At 69.6% G+C, this 23179-nt stretch carries 24 protein-coding genes and 1 riboswitch; of the genes, 11 read left to right on the top strand and 13 right to left on the bottom strand.

What is annotated here, in order from left to right; translation table 11 throughout:
* Positions 1 to 23: 23 nt before the first annotated feature.
* The gene (gene xdhA / locus BM43_RS27405; protein WP_036048077.1) at positions 24 to 1556 is read right to left on the bottom strand and encodes a xanthine dehydrogenase small subunit; all 1533 of its coding nucleotides are present in this window, start codon (positions 1554 to 1556) and stop codon (positions 24 to 26) included.
* Positions 1557 to 1846: 290 nt separating this feature from the next.
* On the opposite strand from xdhA, the gene BM43_RS27400 reads away from it, so the two are divergent.
* Positions 1847 to 3064: an MFS transporter gene (locus tag BM43_RS27400; RefSeq protein WP_036048078.1), complete on the top strand. Its 1218-nt coding sequence runs from the start codon at positions 1847 to 1849 to the stop codon at positions 3062 to 3064.
* A 111-nt stretch (positions 3065 to 3175) separates the two neighbouring features.
* On the opposite strand, the gene BM43_RS27395 is transcribed toward BM43_RS27400, so the two are convergent.
* Together BM43_RS27395 and BM43_RS27390 are read right to left on the bottom strand one after the other, a co-directional pair.
* Positions 3176 to 4387, bottom strand: coding sequence for a pyridoxal-phosphate-dependent aminotransferase family protein (locus BM43_RS27395; RefSeq protein ID WP_036048080.1), 1212 nt, complete (start codon positions 4385 to 4387; stop codon positions 3176 to 3178).
* A gap of 56 nt (positions 4388 to 4443) precedes the next feature.
* Positions 4444 to 4692, bottom strand: coding sequence for a hypothetical protein (locus BM43_RS27390; RefSeq protein WP_036048081.1), 249 nt, complete (start codon positions 4690 to 4692; stop codon positions 4444 to 4446).
* A 434-nt stretch (positions 4693 to 5126) separates the two neighbouring features.
* Here BM43_RS27390 and BM43_RS27385 point away from each other — a divergent pair, with 434 nt between their 5' ends.
* The 4 genes from BM43_RS27385 to BM43_RS27370 all read left to right on the top strand — a co-directional run bounded on the left by BM43_RS27385 (position 5127) and on the right by BM43_RS27370 (position 9875).
* Positions 5127 to 6098 carry a LysR family transcriptional regulator gene (locus BM43_RS27385; protein ID WP_013696798.1) on the top strand — a complete coding sequence of 324 codons (972 nt, stop codon included), beginning with the start codon at positions 5127 to 5129 and terminating at the stop codon, positions 6096 to 6098.
* A 338-nt stretch (positions 6099 to 6436) separates the two neighbouring features.
* Positions 6437 to 7099, top strand: coding sequence for a 5,6-dimethylbenzimidazole synthase (gene bluB / locus BM43_RS27380; protein ID WP_036048082.1), 663 nt, complete (start codon positions 6437 to 6439; stop codon positions 7097 to 7099).
* A 195-nt stretch (positions 7100 to 7294) separates the two neighbouring features.
* Entirely contained in the window at positions 7295 to 8464 is a 1170-nt protein-coding gene (locus BM43_RS27375; RefSeq protein ID WP_017921032.1) for an MFS transporter, read from the top strand.
* 238 nt (positions 8465 to 8702) lie between these two features.
* Positions 8703 to 9875, top strand: coding sequence for an MFS transporter (locus tag BM43_RS27370; RefSeq protein ID WP_036048083.1), 1173 nt, complete (start codon positions 8703 to 8705; stop codon positions 9873 to 9875).
* A 126-nt stretch (positions 9876 to 10001) separates the two neighbouring features.
* Here the strand turns inward: BM43_RS27370 and BM43_RS27365 are convergent, their stop codons facing one another.
* Complete coding sequence (locus BM43_RS27365; protein ID WP_036048084.1) at positions 10002 to 11372, bottom strand: MFS transporter; 1371 nt, start codon at positions 11370 to 11372, stop codon at positions 10002 to 10004.
* 342 nt (positions 11373 to 11714) lie between these two features.
* On the opposite strand from BM43_RS27365, the gene BM43_RS27360 reads away from it, so the two are divergent.
* Positions 11715 to 12521: an EAL domain-containing protein gene (locus BM43_RS27360; protein WP_025101886.1), complete on the top strand. Its 807-nt coding sequence runs from the start codon at positions 11715 to 11717 to the stop codon at positions 12519 to 12521.
* A 56-nt stretch (positions 12522 to 12577) separates the two neighbouring features.
* Here the strand turns inward: BM43_RS27360 and BM43_RS27355 are convergent, their stop codons facing one another.
* Positions 12578 to 13369, bottom strand: coding sequence for an IclR family transcriptional regulator (locus BM43_RS27355; protein ID WP_013696792.1), 792 nt, complete (start codon positions 13367 to 13369; stop codon positions 12578 to 12580).
* A 76-nt stretch (positions 13370 to 13445) separates the two neighbouring features.
* Here BM43_RS27355 and BM43_RS27350 point away from each other — a divergent pair, with 76 nt between their 5' ends.
* Entirely contained in the window at positions 13446 to 14633 is a 1188-nt protein-coding gene (locus BM43_RS27350; RefSeq protein ID WP_025101888.1) for an acyl-CoA dehydrogenase, read from the top strand.
* 83 nt (positions 14634 to 14716) lie between these two features.
* On the opposite strand, the gene BM43_RS27345 is transcribed toward BM43_RS27350, so the two are convergent.
* Positions 14717 to 15355 carry a peroxiredoxin gene (locus BM43_RS27345; protein WP_013696790.1) on the bottom strand — a complete coding sequence of 213 codons (639 nt, stop codon included), beginning with the start codon at positions 15353 to 15355 and terminating at the stop codon, positions 14717 to 14719.
* Between the two features lie 327 nt (positions 15356 to 15682).
* On the opposite strand from BM43_RS27345, the gene BM43_RS27340 reads away from it, so the two are divergent.
* The 3 genes from BM43_RS27340 to BM43_RS27330 all read left to right on the top strand — a co-directional run bounded on the left by BM43_RS27340 (position 15683) and on the right by BM43_RS27330 (position 17020).
* A complete protein-coding gene (locus BM43_RS27340; RefSeq protein WP_013696789.1) occupies positions 15683 to 15985 on the top strand; it encodes an ElaB/YgaM/YqjD family protein in 303 nt (100 codons plus the stop codon).
* 109 nt (positions 15986 to 16094) lie between these two features.
* Positions 16095 to 16484 (top strand): phage holin family protein, encoded by a 390-nt coding sequence (locus BM43_RS27335; RefSeq protein ID WP_017921553.1) that lies wholly within the window; start codon positions 16095 to 16097, stop codon positions 16482 to 16484.
* Between the two features lie 44 nt (positions 16485 to 16528).
* The gene (locus BM43_RS27330) at positions 16529 to 17020 is read left to right on the top strand and encodes a DUF3318 domain-containing protein (protein WP_036038154.1); all 492 of its coding nucleotides are present in this window, start codon (positions 16529 to 16531) and stop codon (positions 17018 to 17020) included.
* Positions 17021 to 17129: 109 nt separating this feature from the next.
* Here the strand turns inward: BM43_RS27330 and BM43_RS27325 are convergent, their stop codons facing one another.
* From BM43_RS27325 to glyA, 7 genes are all read right to left on the bottom strand, one after another.
* Positions 17130 to 17606: a type IV pilin protein gene (locus tag BM43_RS27325; RefSeq protein ID WP_226284962.1), complete on the bottom strand. Its 477-nt coding sequence runs from the start codon at positions 17604 to 17606 to the stop codon at positions 17130 to 17132.
* Positions 17607 to 17623: 17 nt separating this feature from the next.
* A complete protein-coding gene (locus BM43_RS27320; protein WP_080741963.1) occupies positions 17624 to 18238 on the bottom strand; it encodes a pilus assembly PilX family protein in 615 nt (204 codons plus the stop codon).
* Positions 18235 to 19035, bottom strand: a complete 801-nt coding sequence (locus BM43_RS27315; protein ID WP_036048085.1) for a PilW family protein — start codon at positions 19033 to 19035, stop codon at positions 18235 to 18237. The genes BM43_RS27320 and BM43_RS27315 overlap by 4 nt, the downstream gene beginning before the upstream one ends.
* The gene (locus BM43_RS27310) at positions 19032 to 19439 is read right to left on the bottom strand and encodes a hypothetical protein (RefSeq protein WP_036048087.1); all 408 of its coding nucleotides are present in this window, start codon (positions 19437 to 19439) and stop codon (positions 19032 to 19034) included. The genes BM43_RS27315 and BM43_RS27310 overlap by 4 nt, the downstream gene beginning before the upstream one ends.
* Positions 19436 to 19990 (bottom strand): GspH/FimT family pseudopilin, encoded by a 555-nt coding sequence (locus BM43_RS27305; protein ID WP_036048088.1) that lies wholly within the window; start codon positions 19988 to 19990, stop codon positions 19436 to 19438. The genes BM43_RS27310 and BM43_RS27305 overlap by 4 nt, the downstream gene beginning before the upstream one ends.
* A 169-nt stretch (positions 19991 to 20159) precedes the next feature.
* Positions 20160 to 20639 carry a transcriptional regulator NrdR gene (gene nrdR / locus BM43_RS27300; protein WP_013696781.1) on the bottom strand — a complete coding sequence of 160 codons (480 nt, stop codon included), beginning with the start codon at positions 20637 to 20639 and terminating at the stop codon, positions 20160 to 20162.
* A 6-nt stretch (positions 20640 to 20645) separates the two neighbouring features.
* Positions 20646 to 21893: a serine hydroxymethyltransferase gene (gene glyA / locus BM43_RS27295; RefSeq protein ID WP_036048089.1), complete on the bottom strand. Its 1248-nt coding sequence runs from the start codon at positions 21891 to 21893 to the stop codon at positions 20646 to 20648.
* A gap of 140 nt (positions 21894 to 22033) precedes the next feature.
* Positions 22034 to 22133: riboswitch (ZMP/ZTP riboswitch) on the bottom strand.
* A gap of 249 nt (positions 22134 to 22382) precedes the next feature.
* Here glyA and BM43_RS27290 point away from each other — a divergent pair.
* On the top strand, positions 22383 to 23129 hold the full coding sequence (locus BM43_RS27290) for an SDR family NAD(P)-dependent oxidoreductase (protein ID WP_013696778.1): 747 nt from the start codon (positions 22383 to 22385) through the stop codon (positions 23127 to 23129).
* Positions 23130 to 23179: the final 50 nt, after the last annotated feature.

Below are 23179 nucleotides of genomic sequence, written 5' to 3'. Positions count from 1 at the left end.
ATGAAGTCTCCGTATCCTCGGGCTCAGGCGCCGGCCGGCGTGGCGGCCACGCAGCGCACGTTCAGCGCCTCGGGCGCGAGCGGCGCGTCCGGGCGCGTCTCCAGCCAGAAGCGGTAGAGCAGGTTGCGGGCGGCCTCGAGCCGGTAGCTGTTGGTGGCGCGCATGTCGGACAGCGGCGCGTAATCGCGTTCGAAGGCCTGCATCGCGGCCTGGGCGCTGGCCTCGTGCCAGAGCGCGCCGTCCAGCACCGCCTCCACGTGGCCGGCGCGCTTGGGCGTGGCGGCCATGCCGCCGAAGGCGATGCGCGGCTCGCGGATGGTCTCGCCGTCGGCGATGAAGGCGAAGGCCGCGCAGACCGCCGAGATGTCCGAGTCGAAGCGCTTCGAGAGCTTGTAGGTGCGGAACCGCAGCCGCTCGCGCTCGCCGGTGCGCAGCGGCACGCGCAGCGCGGCGACGAACTCGTCGGCGGCCATGTCCTTCTTCTGGTAGGCGAGGTAGAAGTCCTCCAGCGCCAGCTCGCGCGAGGCCTCGGACCCGCGCAGCACCACCCGCGCGCCGAGCGCGATCAGGCCCGGCATCGAGTCGCCGATCGGCGAGCCGTTGGCGACGTTGCCGCCCAGCGTGCCGGCATTGCGGATCGGCAGCGAGGCGAAGCGCTTCCACATCTCGGTCAGTTCGGGATAGTGCCCGGCGAGCGCGGCATAGGCCTGCTCGACGCTCACCCCGGCGCCGATCTCCAGCCAGCCGTCGCGTGCCTCCAGCCGGCGCAACTCGGCCACCTGCCCGAGGTAGATCACGTCGCCGATGTCGCGCAATTGCTTGGTGACCCACAGGCCGATGTCGGTGCTGCCGGCCAGCAGGCGCGCCTCGGGCCTGGCGGCGCGCAGCGCGGCCAGCGCGTCGAGCTCGCGCGGCGCGTCGAAGCTGCGGCCGGCGTGCTCGTAGTGGAAGGTGTCGTCGCGGCGCAGCGTGGCCAGCGTGCGCGCCAGCGCGACCTCGTCGACGGGCGCGGCGGGCGATGCCATCTCGAACATGCGCTCGGCGGCATCGACGATCGGCCGATAGCCGGTGCAGCGGCACAGGTTGCCGGTCAGCGCGTCGGCGATCTCGGTGCGCGTGGGCGCCGCGCAAGCGCCATCGGCAGCCCCGCAGCCACGCGCCGTGCCGCCGTGCTTCTCGTAGAGCGCCCACATCGACATCACGAAGCCGGGCGTGCAGAAGCCGCATTGCGAGCCGTGGCAATCGACCATCGCCTGCTGCACCGGGTGCAGCGAGCCGTCGGGCTGGCGCAGGTCCTCGACGGTGTAGAGCGCGCGGCCGTCGAGGGTGGGCAGGAACTGGATGCAGGCGTTGACGGCCTTGAATTCGACGCCGCCGGCGGCGTTCAGCTCGCCGACCACCACGGTGCAGGCGCCGCAGTCGCCTTCGGCGCAGCCCTCCTTGGTGCCGGTGCAATGCGCATCCTCGCGCAGGTACTGCAGGACGGTGCGGGTCACGTCGGCGCCGCTGACTTCGCGGATCGCCTGGCGATGATAGAAACGGATCGGCTGGCTCATCGGGTGTCGCTGGGTTGGAATCGCGGGGAATCTCGGGCGGCCCGGGCCGGGCCGCAAGGCGGTGGCGCCATTGCCGAGTCTATGCCCCGCAAGCTATCACCGCCGAAATTCGCAACCCATAGCGCGACACGCATGCGGCTCATACTGTCGCGCCAATATCGGGACGCAGCGATCGCGCCACAGCCGGGACGGACGTAACTAAGCGGTCCATGCGCCGGGATCGGTTCCATGCAACAATTCGGGTTTCTACGGACACGCTGTTCTGTCCCTCCCCGCTGGATTCCACCCACATGTCATCCGATTCTGCTTCGACCCCGCGCAGCGGCGCCTCGACGATGCTGCAGATCCTGTCCGTCGTCTCCTTCACCTTCGTCTGCTACCTGACGATCGGCCTGCCGCTGGCGGTCCTGCCGGGCTTCGTGCACGAGGAGCTGGGCTTGTCGGCGGTGATCGCGGGCGCGGCGATCAGCGTGCAGTACCTGGCGACGCTGGCCTCGCGGCCGCTGGCGGGACGCTGCGCGGACACGCTGGGCCCGAAGCGCACGGTGCTGCGCGGCCTGCTCGGCTGCGGCGCGAGCGGCGCGCTGCTGCTGGTGGCGCTGCTGTTCGCGCACTGGCCGGCGGTGAGCCTGGTGCTGCTGGTGGCCAGCCGCCTAGTGCTCGGCGTCGGCGAGAGCCTGGTGGGCACCGGCGCGATCCTGTGGGGCATCGGCCGCGTCGGCGTCAGCAACAACGCGCGCGTGATCTCCTGGAACGGCATCGCCACCTACGGCGCGCTGGCGATCGGCGCGCCGCTGGGCGTGGCGATCGCGCATACGCTCAACGCGGCCCTGCTCGGCGTGCTGATGCTGGCGCTGGCCGCGCTCGGCTACTGGTTCGCGTTGCGCCTGGCGCCGGTGCCGGTGGTGCACGGCGAGCGCATGTCCTATGCCAGCGTGTTCACGCGCGTGCTGCCGCACGGCATCGGCCTGGCGCTCGGCTCGGCCGGCTTCGGCTCGATCTCGACCTTCATCGCGCTCTACTACGCGGCGCGCCACTGGCCCAACGCGGCGCTGTCGCTGACCGTGTTCGGCCTGCTGTTCATCGGCTCGCGCCTGCTGTTCGCCAACACCATCAAGAATTACGGCGGCTTCCGGGTGGCGATCGTCTCCTTCGTGGTCGAGTGCCTGGGCCTGCTGCTGCTCTGGCTGGCCCCGGTGCCGCACGTCGCGCTGGCCGGCGCCGCGCTGACCGGCTTCGGTTTCGCGCTGATCTTCCCGGCGCTCGGCGTCGAGGCCGTGGCCCTGGTGCCGCCGGCCAGCCGCGGCGCGGCGCTGTCGGCCTATTCGGTGTTCCTCGACCTCTCGCTGGGCGTGACGGGGCCGCTGGCGGGCTACGTGGCCGGCGAATTCGGCTATCCGCAGGTATTCCTGTTCGCGGCGGTGGCCTCGGCGGCCGGCGTGGCGCTGTCGATCCTGCTCTACCAGCGGCAGGCGCGTCCCGGCGCACGAACCGGCGCCACCGCCTGACGCGGCGACGGCGGCGGCCCCGAGGGCTCGCCGCCGTTTTTTTTATCGGTGCGCGGGACGGCAGGCGCCGCTCCCTTTACCGCAGGCGCAGGCGCCGGCGCCGGTCATGGCTTACAGGCGGTTCGACAGCGCCTGCTCCAGCGCGGCGACGCCGCCCGACAGGTCCACCGGCACCTTCAGGTCGACCATGGTGCGCCCGAACGCATGCAGCGTGCGGAACAGGTTGTGTTCGCGGCACTGCTCGCCCATCTGGCCGATCCGCACGATTGGCGGCCCGAACGAGCCGGAGATCTCAACCTGGTACTGCTTGGAGATATGGCCGCAGATCAGGCTCGGCGTGAGCCCTTCCGGGGCGCGGATGCCGACCACCGAATTGAGCCGGCAGGCTTCGGGCGCGTAGAGTTCGAGCCCCAGCGCGGTGACGCCCGCCTGCAGCGCCAGCGAGCAGCGCTGGTGGCGCGCGTAGCGGCTTTCCAGGGTTTCCTGGCAGACCAGGCGCAGCGCCTCGTGCAGCGCCAGCACACCCGAGACCGGCGCGGTGTAGTGATAACCGGCCTTGTGCCAGAAGTTTTCGGCCAGCGACATGTCGAGGCACCAGTGCGCGTTCAGCTCGGGGCGCTGCTTGGTGCGTTCCCAGGCGTCCTCGGAGAAGGCCACCAGCGACACGCCGGGAATCGAGGACAGCCCCTTCTGGCCGCCCGTGATCACCGCGTCGATGCCCCAGGCATCCATCTCGAGCGGCATGGTCGACAGCGTGCAGACCGCGTCCACCACCACCAGCGCGCCGGCCGCCTTGGCCAGCGCCGCGATCTCCTTCAACTGGCTGTTCCAGACCGTGTTCGAGGTCTCGCCGTGGACGATGGTGACGATCTCGGGCCGCTCGCGCGCGATCGCCTCGGCCACCGCCTCGAGGCTCGCGGCCTCACGGTCGGGCACGTCAAGGTAGCTGACCTCGGCGCCGATGCGGGTGGCCATCTCGGCCATCCGCGCGCTGAAGAAGCCGTTGCGGATCGACAGCACGCGCGTGCCGCGCCACGCCAGGTTCGAGATCGCCATCTCCATCGCGGCGGAGCCTGGGCCGGCCACGCCGAGCACCCACTTGGAGCGCGTCTGGAACACGTAGCGCGCCATCTCCTTGACCTGTTCGATGATCTTCGACATGGTCGCGCCGAGGTGGTTGATCACGATCGCGTTCGCCTTGGCGACCGCGGCCGGGATCGGCACGGGGCCGGCCCCCATCATCAGGAGCGGTTCCTCGGGCAGGATCGCGTCGAGCGGGACCACCACGGGGCAGGGAATCGGCGAGTAATCGTTATGGGACATGGGCGTTGAGCGGCGGGAACGAGGGAAACATGGCGCAGGCGCGCCGGAACCTTCGATCATTCCGCGAACCGGGCCCGCGTGCAAGCCCCGTGCCGGCGCGCGCCGTTTCCGGGCGCGCGGCGGGCGAGGCGCCGGCCGGCTTCATGCAATCGATGCAGGACCATCATGCGCACCGCGAATGCCTGCGTATGCATGGCGCGAATCCACGCGGCGCCGCGCGCGGGGCGCGCCGAGCCGGGCCGATCGGCCGGCAGCCCCGCCGCGCGCGGCTCGGCGCGCCCCGCGCCGGTGCGTTCGCGCGCCAAGGTACCGATTCCCGATTATCGAAATGGGTGCCGACTCATTTATTTACCTGGCGTCATCGATCCGCGAAGGACCCGCTTGATTCTTTTGCGTGCCACCTCATTCGGAATTGCGCATCCTCGACATTCGCGGCATCACAAAAATCCAAAATTCTCCAAGCCCCCTCAAAATCCCTGGAATTTCCCGCAACAGCCCGCCAGACAAGGCGATAAAGCACTCATTCGGATTTCGAAACCGCGTTTCACTTGATCAAACCTGTTAAAAATACAGGCTAAATCCTCTCATTAATCGGTTGACTGGCTTCCCGATTTTATTGAACAATTTACCGCGCCGTGGGTATTACATAATTCCGACCCGAAGCTGATCCGACAGCGTTCGACGGGTGCTCGCAACACGGCAATTACACAAGCAAAATCATCGAACGGGCCGACAAGCTATGAACCAGATACAAACCATGAGGGTGTTCGTCTGCGTCGCCGAACTGCAGAGTTTCCGGCAGGCCGCGCGCAAGCTCGGCGTGTCGAACGCACTCGTCACGCGGTCGATTGCGATGCTGGAAACGCATCTGAACACTCGCCTGATCCATCGCACCACGCGCAATCTGTCGCTGACCGAGGCGGGTACCCGCTATCTCGACGGTTGCCGCGCCCTGCTCGAGGAATTCGATCATCTCGAGGCCTCGGTCGCGCATACCATTCGCGAGCCGGTCGGCACCTTGCGGATCGTGGTGTCGGGCTCGCTGTCGCCGCAGCGACTCACGCCGCTGGTCGACGGCTTCCGCCGCCAGTACCCCAAGGTGCGCGTGCAACTGACCGTCGCCGACGGCCCGATCGACGGGCTCGACACCGCCTACGACGCGGCCATCATCGCCGGGCGCAAGATCGAGGACGGCGCGGCGCTGGTCAGCCACGCGCTCGCCCCCGATCCGTTCGTCGCGGTCGCCTCGCCGGCCTACATCGAGCAGCGCGGCGAGCCGCATCGCCCGGACGAGCTCGCGCGCCACGCCGCGGTCACCCTGCCGCTCGACTCGCATGGTTTCGCCTGGCGCTTCGTCGACGCGGGCCGCTTCGCGCACCTGGTCACGCTGCAGCCGGCCTACACCATCAACGACGCCTGGCTGGTGCGCGCCGCCGTGATGGCCGGCTCCGGCATCGCGATCCTGCCCGAGAGCTTCGTGGCCGACGCGATCTCGCGCGGCGAGCTGGTTCGCCTGCTGGCCGACTACCGGATCGACGATACCGACGCGCAGCTCGCGGTGGTCTATCCGAACCGCCAGTTCGTGCCGGCGCGCACGCGCAGCTTCGTCGAGCACGCGCTCTACCATTTCGGCGCGCGCTCGAACGGCCGCTACGGCTACGTGCACGACGCGATCGGCGAGCGCAGCGAGGTGGCCACCGGCCTGCAGTGATCGCGTGCGAGGACGGCCGGCGCCCACGCGCCGCCGCCGTCCTCGCTGCCCCAGGATGCGGCCAATAGCCGCAATCGGGGCCGCCGTCCCGCCGTCCGCCATCCGCGGACGACCCGGTGGCGGCCTCGATCGGCGCGGATCGACAGGTCCGCGCCCCGCGGCGGCCGGGTATTCCGGCCGCCGCTTCCAGCGCCCGCGCGCCGCCGCGACGGCGCCCTGCCATCCCTCCCCGTCGATGGAACCGTTCCCCGCCCGCCGACGCGGCCGCGGCGAGGGTCTGCTATCGTTGCGGGCTTCGGTCGCCGCCCCCGGCGCCCCGCAGCCTGCGTCCCTTTCCCATGCGTTTCGACGATTCCTCGATCGCCGCCGTCTATCGCGCGATCTTCGAGCGGCGCGACATGCGCCACTTCACCGCCGAGCCGGTCGATCCGGCCGTGCTCGCGCGCCTGGTCCGCGCCGCGCACCATGCTCCGAGCGTCGGCTTCATGCAGCCGTGGCGCTTCATCCGCGTGACCGAGCCCGCGCTGCGCGAGCGCATCCACGCGATCGTCGAGGCCGAGCGCCGTGCCACCGCCGAGGCGCTTGGCGAGCGCCAGGACGAATTCATGCGTCTGAAGGTGGAGGGCATTCGCGAATGCGGCGAGATCCTGGTGGTCGCGCTCGACGACGATCGCGAACGCCACGTGTTCGGGCGCCGCACCCTGCCGGAGATGGACCTCGCCTCGGCGGCCTGCGCGATCCAGAACATGTGGCTGGCCGCGCGCGCCGAGGGGCTCGGCATGGGCTGGGTCTCGCTGTTCGACGTCGAGGCGCTGCGCAGCCTGCTCGGCATGCCCGAGGGCGCCAAGCCGATCGCCGTGCTCTGCCTGGGCCACGTCGACGCGTTCTATGCGCGCCCGATGCTCGAGGAGACACGCTGGGCCGAACGGCTGCCGCTCGAGGACTGCCTCTACGAAAACGGCTGGAACCAGCCGCCCGGGCCCGCCGAGCCGCAGCCCTGAGCGCCCCGTGGCGCGCCGCGGCCTGCCGTTCGATCCCGGCTGCGCGGCACCCGCGCGTCGCCCGCAAGCAACAAGTAATCGGGCCCCATTCATTGGGGTTTTTACTGAGATAGAATCGCGCCTATCCCTGCCTGGCCGCCCGCGCGCCGCATCCCGCGACGCCCCGACCCGGCCCGTTTCCCCCGGACTTCCCCGATGCCGCTGCCCCTGTTCGCCCTCGCCATCGCCGCGTTTGGTATCGGTACCACCGAATTCGTGATCATGGGGCTGCTGCCCGACGTGGCGCGCGATCTCGCCGTCTCGATCCCGGCTGCCGGCCTGCTGGTTTCCGGTTATGCGCTGGGCGTGACGATCGGCGCGCCGATCCTCGCCGTCGTCACCGCGAAAATGCCGCGCCGCCAGGCCCTGCTCGGCCTGATCGGGGTGTTCATCGCCGGCAACCTGCTGTGCGCGATCGCCCCTGGCTACGGCCTGCTGATGGCCGCCCGCGTGGTGACCGCGTTCTGCCACGGCGCCTTCTTCGGGATCGGCTCGGTGGTGGCCAGCAGCCTGGTGGCGCCCAATCGCCGCGCGCAGGCGATCGCGCTGATGTTCACCGGCCTGACCCTGGCCAACGTGCTGGGCGTGCCGCTGGGCACCGCGCTCGGCCAGGCCTTCGGCTGGCGCTCGACGTTCTGGGCGGTGACCGGCATCGGCGTGCTGGCGGCCGGCGCGCTCGCGCTGTGCCTGCCCCGGCAACTGGAGATGCCGCAGACCAGCATCGCGCGCGAATTCCGCGTGATGCGCAATCCGCAGGTGCTGATGGTGCTCGGCATCAGCGTGCTGGCCTCGGCCAGCCTGTTCTCGGTGTTCACCTACATCACGCCGATCCTCGAGGAGGTCACGCATTTCACGCCGCACGAGGTCACCCTGGTGCTGCTGCTGTTCGGCCTGGGCCTGACGGTGGGCGGCACGCTCGGCGGCAAGCTCGCCGACTGGCGCCGGATGCCCTCGCTGATCGCCTCGCTGGCGCTGATCGGGCTGGTGCAGGTGGTGTTCGCCGGCACCATGCACCTGCCGATCCCGCTGCTGGTGACGATCTTCCTGTGGGGCGTGCTGGCCTTCGCGATCGTGCCGATCGCGCAGATCCTGATCGTCGACCGCGCGATCGAGGCGCCCAACCTGGCCTCGACGCTGAACCAGGGCGCCTTCAACCTCGGCAATGCCACCGGCGCCTGGCTCGGCGGCATGGCGATCGGCGCGGGCGTGCCGCTCACGCAACTTCCCTGGGTCGGCGTCGCGATGGCGGTGGGCGCGCTGGCGCTGACGCTGTGGTCGGCCTCGCTGGAGCGGCGGCCGTTCGCGGGGCCCTCGACGCTGGCCTGAGCTTGAGGCGGCTCGCTGGCGCGGGCCTGACGCGCGCCGCGCCCGTCGAGCGCCAAGCCGCATCGATTCGATTGCCTCCTCGCGCGCATCAATTCAGATCGATGCGCGACGATTCCATCCCGACCGCGTCAGCTCGCGCCGTGCCCCGCCCGGCGCGCCGCACCTCTCCATCGTTCCTCCATCCGGCCTCCACGCCCGTCATGGTCCCGAACCGAGGCCCGGTGTAGCATCTCGGCCGATGAAAACGATCCTCACCCGCGATTTCCTGGCCCTGATCCTCAGCGTCGCCATGGTCGGCCTCGGCACCGGCGCCACGCTGCCGCTGACCGCGCTGGCGCTCACCGAGGCCGGCCATGGCACCGGCGTGGTCGGCATGCTGACGGCCGCGCAGGCCGGCGGGGGCCTAGCGATCGTGCCGTTCGTGACCTGGCTCACGCGCCGCTACGGCGCGCGTGAATCGATCGTGGTGTCGGTGCTGGTGGTGGCCGCGGCCACCGCCGCGATGCAGGTGCTGGACAACCTGGTGGTCTGGGCGGTGCTGCGCGCCTTGTGCGGCGCGGCCCTGATGCTGTTGTTCACGATCGGCGAGGCCTGGGTCAACGAGCTCGCCGACGACGCCACCCGCGGCCGCGTGGTGGCGATCTACGCCACCAACTTCACGCTGTTCCAGATGGCCGGGCCGGTGCTGGTGAGCCGGGTCGCCGAGCTGCACGGCACGCGCTTCGCGCTGTGCGGCGCCCTCTTCCTGCTGGCCCTGCCGACGCTGGCCGCGATCCGCCGGCCGCCCGGCTCGGGCGCCCCGCATCACGAGGAGAGCCACGATCACTGGCGGCGCGTGCTGCCGCTGATGCCGGCCCTGATCGTCGGCACCGCCTTCTTCGCGCTGTTCGACACCCTGGCCCTGTCGCTGCTGCCGATCTACGCGATCGAGCGCGGCGTGGCGGCCGGCGTGGCCGTGCTGCTGGCCTCGATCACCCTGCTCGGCGACACCACCATGCAGTTCCCGATCGGCTGGCTCGCCGACCGGCTCGGCCGCGCCCGCGTGCACCTGGGCGCCGGCATCGTGGTCACCCTGCTGCTACCGCTGCTGCCCTTCGTGATCACCGATCCCTGGCTGTGCTGGCCGCTGCTGTTCGTGATCGGCGCGGCGGCCGGCAGCACCTACACGCTGTCGATCGTGGCCTGCGGCGAGCGCTTTCGCGGCGCCGCGCTGGTCACCGCCAGCTCGATGGTGTCGGCCTCCTGGAGCGCGGCGAGCTTCGGCGGCCCGATCCTGGCCGGCTCGCTGATGAATGCCTGGGGCAGCGATGCGCTGGTCGGCGTGATGGTGGCCGCCTCGCTGGCCTTCGTGCTGGCCGCGCTGTGGGAGCGTCGGCGCATACCGGAAGGCGGCGTGCGCGGCGAGGCCTGAGCGGCCGGCGGGCGGGGCTTGCCGGCTCGTGTGCCGCCATCGAACCCCGCTCCGTTTCCTTTCCCTGAACGCGGCCCGGCAAGCGCTCAGGCCCGACTCGGTCCGACCAGGGCGCCGGCGCGCGTCTCAGGCGGCCCGGCGCGCGGCGCCGTCACGCCCGCGCGTGGCCGCGCCGAGCCCCAGCACGAACAGCGCCGAGGCCAGCACCGGCAGCGCCGCGGCATGGAACAGCGCCTCGTTGCTCCAGTTCAGCGCGATCAGCTGCCCGCCCACCAGCGGCCCGAGCACCGAGCCGATGCGGCCGATGCCGAGGCTCCAGCCGATCCCGGTCGAGCGCAGCGCCGTCGGGTAGTATTGGCCGGCCAGCGCGTTGACGGCCGGTTGCCCGCCCACCACGCAGAAGCCACCGGCAAACACGGCCAGCAGCAGCCACGGCAGCGAGGCCGCGGCCAGCCCGATCGCACCCACCGAGACCGCCGCGCAGACGAAGCAGACGAACAGCACGCGCACGAATCCGTAGCGCTCGATGAAGCTGCCCAGCAACAGCGTGCCGATCACGCCGCCGGTCTGCAGCGCGGTGCCGACGATCACGGCCATCGAGGCGGAATAGCCGGCCTCGCGCATCACGGTCGGCAGCCAGTTCGACAGGAAGTACAGGTCGATCAGGTTCATGAAGCTGATCGACCACAACAGCAGGGTGACGGGCAGGCGCCCGGCGCGGAACAGCTCGGCCACCGGCGCGCCCTCGGCGCCCGCCTCGCGCACCACCAGGCGCGTGCCGGCGTCGATCGGCAGCGCCGGCGCGAAGGCCGCCAGCCAGGTGCGAGCGCGCTCGAGGCGCCCCTTCAGCACCAGGAACTGCAGCGACTCGGGCAGCCAGGCGAGCATCGCCAGCGCCAGCAGCAAGGGCACCGCGCCGCCGACGTAGAACACCGCGCGCCAGCCGAAGGCCGGGATCAGCGCGGCGCTGAGAAAGCCGCCCAGCGCCGCGCCGAGCGTGAAGCCGCAAGACACGAACATCATGCGCCGCACGCGCCGTGCCGGCGGGCTGAACTCGCCGACCAGCGCCATCGCGTTCGGCATGATGCAGCCCAGGCCGAGCCCGGTGACCAAGCGCAGCGCGATCAGGGCGGGAATGGTCGAGACCAGCGGCGTGGCCAGCATGCTCAGCGCGAAGAACAGCGTCGCGCCGATCAGCACCGGCCGCCGGCCGATCCGGTCGGCCAGCACCGACAAGCCAAGCGCGCCGAGCAGCATGCCGAACAGGCTGGCGCTGAACACCGGCCCGAGCGAGGCCTTGGCCACGCCCCATTCGGCGATCACGCTGGGCGCGACGTAGCCCATCGCCTGCGCGTCGAAGCCGTCGATCACCAGGCAGGCGCCGCACAGCACCAGCAGCATCGCGTGAAAGGCGGGCCGGTGCGTCTCGTCGAGCACGCGCTCGACCTCGAGCACCGCCGCGCCGGCTTCGGCCGGGCTTGCCTGCGGCGCGCTCATCGCATGCTCCCTGAAACGATGTTTCGGAGATAGCGCGGCGGCGGGAGGATCGGGATCGGGGACAGGGATGGCATCGAGGGCGGCTCCGGTTCGGCGACGGGCGCACCACGGCCCGACGGCGGCTCGTGGGCGCGCGCAAGGCAGGTTCGGAAGAAGGTGCCGGCACGTCGAGCGTTACGAATAGTAAAACCAATTATGGATATCGTAATCACCGTATACCCTGAGTCGCCGATCCGGGCCGATATCCATATGAGCAAAACGGTGAAACGCGTATCGTGCCCGCTGCTACTATGCTTGAGGTAATCCGGCTGCACGACGGCCGTTCGCCCACCCGACGAATCCATGATCCCGCCCACCATCCCCGAACTGGTCGACCGAGCCGGCAAGCTGCCCTATCTGCGCGAGCACATCGCCCTGGCCGCGGAGGGCGAGCTGGCTGTGGCGCGCCTGCACGAGTTGACGCTCGGCAGTGCCTATCAACCGATCTACGACGTGACGATGCCGGGCGCGCCGCAATCCTCCTCGCTGGCCGACGCGATCGAGCGCTACGGCGACGAGCTCGGCTTCCAGGCGGTGCTGCGCGCCGACGGCGCGCCCTTCGACCCGTTCGAGGCGCTCACCGACGATCCGACGCTGGTGGCGGTGGACCGGCTCTCGCGGGCGCTGCACGCGATCAACTTCTTCGGCGCGCAACGCCACGGGCTGCTGTTCCTGCGCGTGCACGAGCGGCTGCTCAAGAGCGTCAAGTACGATCACGGCAAGCATTTTTCCTCGGTGCTGCGCCACTTCGGCCTGAGCCCCGAGCGCATCGTGATCGAGCTGCCGGCCGCCGCGGTCGCGCACAAGACCTTCCTCGGCTACCTGACCAAGAGCTACCAGCATCACGGCTTCAAGGTCGCCGACAAGCTGCCGGATCCGGGCCGCATCCTGGCCGTCGAATCCGAGATGGCCAGCCCCGACTACATCAAGATGGATGCCGCGATCGCCTTGCGCGACGGCATGGTCAAGGCCCTGGTGGGTTACGCGCAGCGCGTGAAGATCCCGATCATCTTCGACCAGGTGGCCGACGAGACGCAGTTCTCGCTGCTGCGCCAGTACGACGTGCGGCTCATGCAGGGCCCGGTGTTCGCGCAGCCGGCCCACGTTTGACTTGAGCGACGCCGCGGCGGGCGCACCGCTCGCGCCGAGATGAACACCGGCCGGCCTCAGCCCGGCTCGCCCAGTCGTTGCGCGAGCGCGCGCAGCTTCGGGCCGATGCGCCTGCGAAACACCTCCTCCCCCATCGACGACGCCGGCCCGCTGCAGCTGAGAATCAGCCAGCGCCGCTCGCGCGGCTCGCGGTAGGGCACGGCCACCGCGTTGACGTCGTCGTGCCAGTCGCGGAACGAATAACAGCAGCCCTCGCTCGCGTAGTCGGCCAGCGCGCGCTCGGCCGCGGCCACGCGCGCGGCCGCCGCGCGCGCCGGCCTCACGCCGCGCCGCAGCTCCGCGAACAAGGCCTCGCGCTGCTCGGCCGGCTGCACCGCCAGGTAGGCGCGCCCCATCGAGCTGGTCAGCATCGACAGGCGCGAGCCGGGCGCGAGGCCCAGCGTGAGCGCGGTTTCGCTGCGGATCGTCTCCAGGTAGATCATGTCGAGGCCGTCGCGGCAGCCGAGCGAGACGGCCGCGCCGATCTCGCGCGCCAACGCCTGCATGTGCGGCCGCGCCAGATCGAGCGCGCCGCTGCCCGCCAGCAGCGCGTGACCGAGCGACAGCACGCCGGCGTCGAGCGCGTACTTGCCGAGCGCCTCGTCCAGGCGCAGGTAGCCGAGCACGCTGAGCGTGTAGGCGAGGCGGTTCACGGTCGCCTTCGGCAAGCCGGTGCGCTCGACGAAATCGCGATTGCCGAGCAGGGTCTCGCCGGGACGGAAGGCACGCAGCAGGTCCAGGCCGCGCGCCAGCGCGGTGACGAAGCGGCGCTCGTCGTAGGTGGTGGGATCGGGACGGGAAGGATGCATACGATGCTACACTGGACGCCAATTTGCAAAACATTGTTCCGCACAGCGGAACCTCAGTCAAGCAAGGAGAAAACTCATGGGCGCTGCCGCCTTCCATTGGGATGACCCGCTGCTGCTCGACCAGCAGCTCGCCGACGACGAACGGATGGTGCGCGACGCCGCGCAAGCCTATGCGCAGGGCAAGCTCGCGCCGCGCGTGACCGAGGCCTTCCGCCACGAGCGCACCGACGCGACGATCTTCCGCGAGATGGGCGAGATCGGCCTGCTGGGCCCGACCATTCCCGAGCAATACGGCGGCCCGGGCCTCAACTACGTCAGCTACGGGCTGATCGCGCGCGAGGTCGAGCGCATCGATTCGGGTTATCGCTCGATGATGTCGGTGCAGTCCTCGCTGGTGATGGTGCCGATCTTCGAATTCGGCTCCGAGGCGCAGAAGCAGAAATACCTGCCGAAGCTGGCCAGCGGCGAGTGGATCGGCTGCTTCGGCCTGACCGAGCCGAATCACGGCTCGGACCCGGGCAGCATGGTGACGCGCGCGAAGAAGGTGGCGGGCGGTTACGCACTGTCGGGCGCGAAGATGTGGATCACCAATTCGCCGATCGCCGACGTGTTCGTGGTCTGGGCCAAGCTCGACGAGGACGGTAAGGACACGATCCGCGGCTTCATCCTCGAGAAGGGCTGGAAGGGCCTGTCGGCGCCGGCGATCCACGGCAAGGTCGGCTTGCGCGCCTCGATCACCGGTGAGATCGTGCTCGACGAGGTGTTCGTGCCCGAGGAGAACCTGCTGCCGGAGGTGAGCGGCCTGCGCGGGCCCTTCACCTGCCTGAATTCGGCGCGCTACGGCATCGCCTGGGGGGCGCTGGGCGCCGCCGAATCCTGCTGGCACACCGCGCGCCAGTACGTGCTCGATCGTCAGCAGTTCGGCCGGCCGCTGGCGGCCAACCAGCTGATCCAGAAGAAGCTCGCCGACATGCAGACCGAAATCACGCTCGGGCTGCAGGGCGTGCTGCGCCTGGGCCGCATGAAGGACGAAGGCACGGCCGCGGTCGAGATCACCTCGATCATGAAGCGCAATTCCTGCGGCAAGGCGCTCGACATCGCGCGGCTCGCGCGCGACATGCTCGGCGGCAACGGCATCTCGGACGAATTCGGCGTGGCGCGCCACCTGGTCAATCTCGAGGTGGTCAACACCTATGAAGGCACGCACGATATCCACGCGCTGATCCTCGGCCGCGCGCAGACCGGCATCCAGGCCTTCTTCTGAACGCCCGTGCGCCCATGTAAAAAGGGCATCGCGATCACTCGCGATGCCCTTTTGCATTCAGGCGCGCACCGGCGCCCGAGCCATTACTTGTTCGGCTGCGGCGTGAGGCGAAGGTACGGACGCACGGCCTTGTAGCCCTTCGGGAAACGCTGCTTGAGCTCTTCCTCATCCTTCAGCGACGGCACGATCACCACGTCCTCGCCATCCTTCCAGTTGCCCGGCGTGGCGACCTTGTAGTTGTCGGTCAGTTGCAGCGAGTCGATCACGCGCAGCACTTCGTCGAAGTTGCGGCCGGTGCTGGCCGGGTAGGTGATGGTCAGGCGCACCTTCTTGTTCGGGTCGATCACGAACAGCGAGCGCACCGTGAGCGTCTCGTTCGCGTTCGGATGGATCATGTCGTACAACTGCGAGACCTTGCGATCGGCATCGGCCAGGATCGGGAAGTTCACGCTGGTCGACTGCGTGTCGTTGATGTCGCTGATCCAGCCCTTGTGCGATTCCACGCTGTCCACCGACAGGGCGATCGCCTTCACGTGGCGCTTCTCGAATTCGCCCTTGAGCTTGGCCGTCAGGCCCAGCTCGGTGGTGCACACCGGCGTGTAGTCGGCCGGGTGCGAGAACAGCACGCCCCAGCTATCGCCGAGCCATTCGTGGAACTTGATGCGGCCGAGGCTCGAATCCTGCTCGAAGTCGGGGGCGATGTCGCCAAGACGCAGACTCATGTTGCTCCTCCTGGATGGATGAACCGGTGGTGGGCACCGCGCACGGCACGCACGCGGCCAAACCTCAAGCTTACGACAAGCGGCTGTCGGGACAACGATTATTCCGTCAGATCGTCATGAGAAATTGTCATTTTTTCCCTGCCGCTTGAAAGTTTGGGGAAACTTTTTCGTCGGCGATTCACTCCCTCCTTACAATCGCCAAGTCGTTTACCATGGCCCGGCATGCCGTCCGGCAGGCCCGGGCCGGATCCGGCGCTCCGCTCGCCAGCGGGCACGGGTTTCGCTAGGATGTCGGCTACGCGGTACCTCTGCACAAAGGGAGTTGCAATGTCGGAAGTCAACAAGGAGAAACTGATGTCGGATATCAAAACCGTTCTCGCGGATGCGGAAGACCTGCTGAAACAAGCGGCGGCCACCACCGGTGACCGTGCGTCGGAGCTTCGCGAGAAGGCGCTCTCGCGCCTGAAGCAGGCGAAGGAAAAGGCGGCCGACGTCCAGGTGGTGGTCGTCGAGAAGGGCAAGAAGGCGGTACGCGCGACCGACGACTATGTCCACGAGCATCCGTGGACCTCGATCGGCGTCGCCGCCGGCGTGGGCGTGCTGATCGGCCTGCTGATCAACCGCAAGTAAGCGTCGCCCCCGCGGCGCCCGCGAGGGGCGCCGCGTCCCGCCGCCGGGCCCGCCGGCGCACCGCGCCGGCCGGCTCCGGTCACCTCCTGCACGCGCAAGCGCTCCAAACATGACAACCAATACGCCACCGCCTCATCCCGCACACGGCCCCCTGCGCCGCCTGCTCGGTTCCGTATTCGCGCTGCTGCAAACCCGGCTGGAGCTGCTCGGGATCGAACTCGCCGAGGAGAAGGAACGCCTGATCGGCGTGCTGTTCCTCGGGCTCGCCGCGATGATGCTGGCCACCATGGCCTTGATCAGCCTGACCGTGCTGGTCGCGATCGCCTTCTGGGACAGCTACCGCTGGCAGTCGCTGGCCGCGATCACGGCGGTCTACGCGATCGGCGCGCTCGGCTGCGGCCTGAAGGCCCGCGCCGGCCTGCGCGAGGCGCCGAGCGTCTTCGAGGCCACCCTGCACGAGCTCGAAAAGGACCGCGAACTGTTTCGCGGCAAGCCCTGAACCCCGGGTCCCGTAACCCGCCGTACCTTTCACGCCCACGCGCCATGAACCAACCCGCATCGGACGACCTGTTCCGCCAGCCGCGTTCGCGGCGCAAGCTCAGCGCCACGCAGTACCGCGCGCTGCGCAAGGAACTGCTGATCCTGCGCTCGGACGTCGAGCGCCTCGAACTCGCCCAGGCCGGCGGCGAACTGCGCGAAGCCCTGACCCACTTCCGCTGGCTGAAGCTGCTGATGCCCGGTTTCTCGGGCGGCTCGCTCAGCAAGTCGGCGAAAGGGCTCAATGCCAGCCTCGGCTCGCTGGTCAGCCAGTATCCGCTCGTCAGCTCGCTCGCCTCGGCCGTGCTCGCCAAGCCGGTGCGCTCGCTCGTCACGCGCGGCGCCGGCCCCGCCATCAAGTGGGGGTCGATCGGCTTCGCGATCTGGGAGGCCTACCAGATCTGGAAGGGCGCCCAGCGCGAGAAGGCTGCCGCCGAGGCGATCAGGGTGGACGGCGCGACGACCGGCGCCAAAGCCGCCGTCGGGAAGCAGGACTAGCGCGCTGGCGGCCGGCACGCGCCGGCTGCGGGATACCTCGCGCGCTTAGCCGGTTTCGGCCGCGTTCGCCTCATCGCCTCATTGTCCCCGCCTGTCGCGCGCAACCGCGTCAGCGCATCGTCCAGCACTCGGGGCGCGGCACGCCCGGGCCGCTCGCTCCCGGCGGGCGGTTACCGCGCAGGCCATCGGCACGCAGCAGATAGGTGCCGCAGGAATCGTCGCGCATCGGCCCGTTCGGCACCGGTGTCGCGCTCAGCCAGTAGCCGCCGGCTGGTGCCGGCTCCGCCGAGAGCCGATAGACGGGCGGCCCCTGCTCCGGCACCATGCCGAGCTCCATCCCTTTCCCCTGCCCTGTCGTTTCGAAGCCATCGCGCTCGGCGAAATCCTGCGCGACGCGATACAGCGCCGTGACCGCGCCGAGACGATGGCCGCGATCGATCTGGCGCCGGTACGAAGGCACCGCGAACGCCGCGATCAGGGCCGCCACGGCCAGCGCGATCATCAATTCGATCAAGGTGAAGCCGCGCCTGCGCAACGGGCGCTCGATCGTCCCCGGACGAGATACCGGGTGCTTTGGAGCTTGCATCGTCACCTCGTCCCCGCTCACCAAGGCGCCGCCGCGACACGCCGCCAGCGGCGCGCCACCTGGCGTCCGTCCTCGAAGGCGAGCTGCAACTGCAGCCAGACCGTGGTGGCCCGCGTGCTGCCGGTGCCGCGCGCGGTCAGCAGATAGGCCTGCCAGCGCGGCCGCGACGCGATCGGCCAGCGCTCGATCAGGCAGGATGGCGCGGCCGCGGCGCCCTGCCAATACGCGAACGGATGCAAGGCGGCCGGCCCTTCGAGGGCGCCTCGCTGGCGCCAGCCTTCCGGCTCGCCCGCCACCGCGAGAACCTCGCCGCTGGACGCCGACAGCGAGGCCCGCGTCGGCTCGGCGGCAAACGCGACGCGCTCCGCGAGACTGCGCTCGCAGACGGCGAGCGCGGCCTCGGCCGCATGGAACGCGATGCTGCGCGATGCGAATGCCGCCACCGAACGCGCTTCCGACATCGACACCTCGAACCCCGCCGCGCTGGCCACCAGCAGGGCCGAGATAAGCACCAGCACGCCGGGCAGCGCCGCCCCGGACACGCATTCGCGCCGCACGCCGGCGCGCCCCTTCCGGAGCTTCACGACGAAGCGACCGGGACTCGAATGCGCGGCGCATGTGTATGTCGTCATCCGCCGCCTCCGTCCATGAAAGCCGCATTGCGCACCGCCAGCCAGCGGCGCGAGATCCAGCGCGCGCGGCCGTCGTGTACCGGCTGGCTGCGGCCATCGCAATCGGTGTAACGGCGCATCCTCGAACCAGCCGCGCCGCGCGCCTGCACGCAGACCTCGACGGCCTGCACCCGCTGCCACGCGTCGTCGACCAGGGACGAGGCCTCGTCCCATGCCGCGCGGCCACGCAGGCGGTAACGCACACGCAAGCGCTCGACACCTTCGACGAGCGGCTGGGCCGTGCCGCTGTGGCCGCTGCCTTCGCAATACAACTCGGGCTCGCCGGTCACGCTGCTGGCCCGCACGAAGTAGCGATCGACCACCAGCGGCGCCGCGTCGCCGTCGCCAACGCCCTGTCCCAGACAATCGGTGACGAGCCCGCCGCTGGTCGGCCAGGTCGAGATCGTGTCGCCGACGTAGCGCACCAGCAGGCCGTCGGAACTCGCGCCGGCCCCGGCACAGCCCGGCCGCAGCGCTTCGCCGGATGGACGGCCGGCGCTGCAACCGAACAATGGCGCGAACGGCACGCCGCCGCTGGCGTCGAGCGGACTGAATCCCGCCATGCGCACCGATCGGGCGATCAGCGTCAGCGCCGTGGCAGCGGCATCGCGCGCCCGCACGGCCTCGATCGAGCTGACATGTGCCGCGCGCTGGGTCCGGTACAAGGACAGCGCCGTCGTCATCACCAGCGCGGCCAGCACCAGCGCCACCAGTGCCTCGACCAGCGTGTGGGCGCGGCAGCGCCGCCGTCGGCTCATCGCTCGCCTCCTCCGGAGAACGCCAGCGAGACGCAAGTTCGCGGTGCGCGGACCGCCGTGGAGACAGCCGGCTCACACGTGGCGTCCTGCGGCGATGCCGTCGAGCCGCGCGACCAGCGCAGCTCGACGTGTGCCAGGCCATCGCGCGTGGTCTGCTTGAAACGCGGATCGACCAGCACGGTCGAGGCCCGTTCCCAATCGACCATCGTCGTGCCACCGGCACCGGCCAGTTCCGCCCATGAATCCACGAAGCCGAGCGCCGTGGCACGCGCGGCGGAATCCGCCGCGGCGGCACGCATGGCAAGTTGCGCACCGAGCACGGCGATGGTTGCGCTCGCAAGCAACAACAGAGCGATCGTGACCTCGAGCAGGGAGCTGCCGGTGCTGGCACGGGCACGCCTCATGGTTGCGCTCCGCAAGGCCCGGCGGACATGCGCGCTCGACCACCGGCGGCGATCCGGATGCACCGCGAGAAACGCCTGGCCTCGACATCGGCCATCGCCGCGCGCGGCGAAAATTCGAAGCGCCGGAATCCGCCCATCACCTGCCCGACCGGCGGCGTGAATACCACGTCGGCCACCGCGCCATCGACACGCACGTCCCGATCGGCGGGAATCCGGCGCAGCAGCGTGCCGCCGCTGGAAGCATCGAATGCCATCACCGACCATCCGCACGACCAGGCCCCGTCGCCTGCTTGCCCGCACGCGCTGCCGGCCGTGTCGCAGGGCGGCTCGCCGTCGCCCCGGCACAGCACCACGCGCACGCCGCGCGTGAGCGCCTCGATGCGCGCGGCGGCCAGTGCCGCCAGCATCGACGCGGCCCGCGCCTCGACACGATCGCGCTGCCGCCAGGCCACGAACGACGGCACGGCATAGGCGGCCACGATCGCGATCAGCGCGACCGCCACCATCGATTCGATCAGCGTGACGCCCGCCATTCCTTGTGCCCTGCCCATCGTCTGCTCCCGTGCATCACCGTGATGCGAGGACTGTAGCGAGACGAACGCGAGTGCGCCATTGGCCGAACGGCCGAATGGCGCGCGTCGACACCGCCGGTGACAATCGTCACGACGGAATCGAGTTCAGGAGTTCAGGAGGTCGGGAATGAAGCGGGAAAGCGTGGGATCAGCGTTTGCGGACCGGCTTCGGGGGAACGGCGCGGCGAAATTCCTCGATCACATCGGCGAATTCGGAAACATCCTCGAAGCGCCGGTAAACCGAGGCGAAGCGCACATAGGCGATGGTATCGAGCTCGCGCAACTCGTTCATCACGAGCTCGCCGAGCTTTTCGCTGCGCACCTCGCGCTCGCCGGTGGCGAGCAACTGGTACTCGATGCGAGCGACCGCCGCGTCGATCGCGTCCGCTGCAACGGGCCGCTTGCGCAGCGCCAGTTGCATGCTCGCGACGATCTTGCGACGGTCGAATTCGGTGCGGCTGCCATCCTTCTTGACCACCGCCGGCAAGGCCAGCTCGACCCGCTCGTACGTCGTGAAACGCTTGTCGCAGGCCGAGCAGCGGCGGCGCCGACGAATCGCGGCGCCGTCCTCGGACACGCGGGAATCCACTACCTGCGTGTCGTCATGCCGGCAGAACGGGCAGCGCATGGTCGATCAGCGATAGACCGGGAAGCGCTTCGTCAGCTCGGCCACCTGGCCGCGCACGCGCTCGATGGTGGCCGCGTCTTCCGGCGCATCCAGCACGTCGGCGATCAGGTTGCCGACGATCTCGGCTTCCTTCGCGCCAAAGCCGCGCGTGGTCATCGCCGGCGAACCCAGGCGAATGCCCGAGGTCACGAACGGCTTTTCCGGATCGTTCGGGATCGCGTTCTTGTTCACCGTGATGTGCGCCGCGCCCAGCGCCGCTTCCGCCGCCTTGCCCGTGATCTTCTTGGCCTGCAGGTCCACCAGCATCACGTGGCTTTCCGTGCGCCCCGACACGATGCGCAGACCGCGCTTGACCAGCGTCTCCGCCAGCACCCGCGCGTTCTCCACCACCTGCTGCTGGTAGGTCTTGAACTCCGGCGAGGCCGCTTCCTTGAACGCCACCGCCTTGGCCGCGATCACGTGCATCAGCGGGCCGCCCTGGATCCCCGGGAAGATCGCCGAGTTGATCGGCTTCTCGTACTCGGACTTCATCAGGATCACGCCGCCGCGCGGGCCGCGCAGGCTCTTGTGCGTGGTGGTCGTCACGAAGTCCGCGTGCGGCACCGGGTTCGGGTACACGCCCGCCGCGATCAGCCCCGCGTAGTGCGCCATGTCCACCATCAGGTAGGCGCCCACCGCCTTGGCGATCTTCGCCAGGCGCTCGAAGTCGATCTTCAGCGCGAACGCCGAGGCGCCCGCCACGATCATCTTCGGCTTGTGCTCCTGCGCCAGCTTCTCGGCCGCTTCGTAGTCGATGTCCTCGCCTTCGTTCAGGCCGTAGCTCACGACGTTGAACCACTTGCCCGACATGTTCACCGGCGAGCCGTGCGTGAGGTGGCCGCCATGCGCCAGGCTCATGCCCATGATGGTGTCGCCCGGCTTGAGCATCGCGAAGAACACGCCCTGGTTGGCCTGCGAACCCGAGTTCGGCTGCACGTTCGCGGCCTCGGCGCCGAACAGCGCCTTGACGCGATCGATCGCCAGCTGCTCGACCACGTCGACGTATTCGCAGCCGCCGTAGTAGCGCTTGCCGGGGTAGCCCTCGGCGTACTTGTTGGTCAGTTGCGAGCCCTGCGCGGCCATCACGGCCGGGCTCGTGTAGTTCTCGGAAGCGATCAGCTCGATGTGATCTTCCTGGCGCTGGTTTTCCTGCTGGATCGCCTGCCAGAGGTCGGGATCGACGTTCGCGATGGTGCTTTGGGCTCTGTCAAACATACGGTTTCCGTCAAGTGTGTACAGGTTAACCGGGGCGGGCCGAGTACATTGCGCGCTGCTGGCGGACGGCCAGCCCGGCGCGACGGAAGGATCCGGTTACGCAAGGCGGACAGCCACCGGCAATGTACGCAACGGCGCACAACGGCTGCCCAGGCGAACGGCAAAAACGACGCCCTGCGCTTCACGGTGGGGTGCTCCACCTTGAACCCGAGGGTTCTATCGCCAGTCACGCAGGGGCTGATGAGCGCCGTAGTTTATTGGATGGCCGATGAATAGGCAACCGGCCGGCCGGCCCTGTGGAGCAATAAGGGCGCGATCGAAATCACCGCGAACGCCACGCCGGGCCTGCCTCCGGCGCCGCATCCGGGCCTGGAAAGCAGGCCGCCGCCGTGCCCGGGAACGGCCCGTGTCGCCTTGCCGCAACGCGGCATTGTCAGTAGGCTAACGATCCCCCCTTTCGTTTCACCCCACCGACCAGGAGTAGCAGCAATGATCGTGTTCGTCACCGGCGCATCCGCGGGATTCGGCGCCGCCATCGCCCGGACCTTCGTCAAGGGCGGCCATCGCGTGGTCGCCAGCGCGCGCCGCAAGGACCGGCTCGACGCCCTCGCCGCCGAACTCGGCGAGGCCCTGTTGCCCGTCGAGCTCGACGTGCGCGAGCGCGGCGCCATCGAGGCCGCGCTCGCGGGCCTGCCGGCGGACTTCGCCGAGATCGACGTGCTGGTCAACAACGCCGGCCTCGCGCTGGGTACCGAGCCGGCGCAGCGGGCCAGCCTCGACGAGTGGCAGACCATGATCGACACCAATTGCTCGGGCCTGGTCACCGTCACGCACACGCTGCTGCCCGGCATGATCGCGCGCGGCCGCGGCCACATCTTCAACCTGGGCTCGGTCGCCGGCACCTACCCGTACGCGGGCGGCAACGTATACGGCGCGACCAAGGCATTCGTCCGACAATTCAGCCTGAACCTGCGCACCGACCTGCTGGGCACGCCGCTGCGCGTGACCGACATCGAGCCGGGCCTCTGCGGCGGCACCGAATTCTCCAACGTGCGCTTCCGCGGCGACGACGAGAAGGCCGCCAACGTCTACGCCAACGTCGAGCCGCTCACGGCCGAGGACATCGCCGACACGATCTACTGGATCGCCACGCGCCCGGCCCACGTCAACATCAACACCGTCGAAATGATGCCGGTCGCGCAGGCCCCGGCAGGGCTGGCCGTGCACCGCGGCTGAAGGCTGCCGGCAGGCCCGCCCGGAGCGCGCGCAGCCGCGCCGGGCGGGCC

The sequence above is a fragment of the Burkholderia gladioli genome (genome assembly GCF_000959725.1).
GTDB classification, from domain to species: Bacteria; Pseudomonadota; Gammaproteobacteria; order Burkholderiales; family Burkholderiaceae; genus Burkholderia; species Burkholderia gladioli.
Note: the sequence above shows the minus strand (reverse complement) of the source record. Positions and strands in the feature narration are given on the sequence as shown.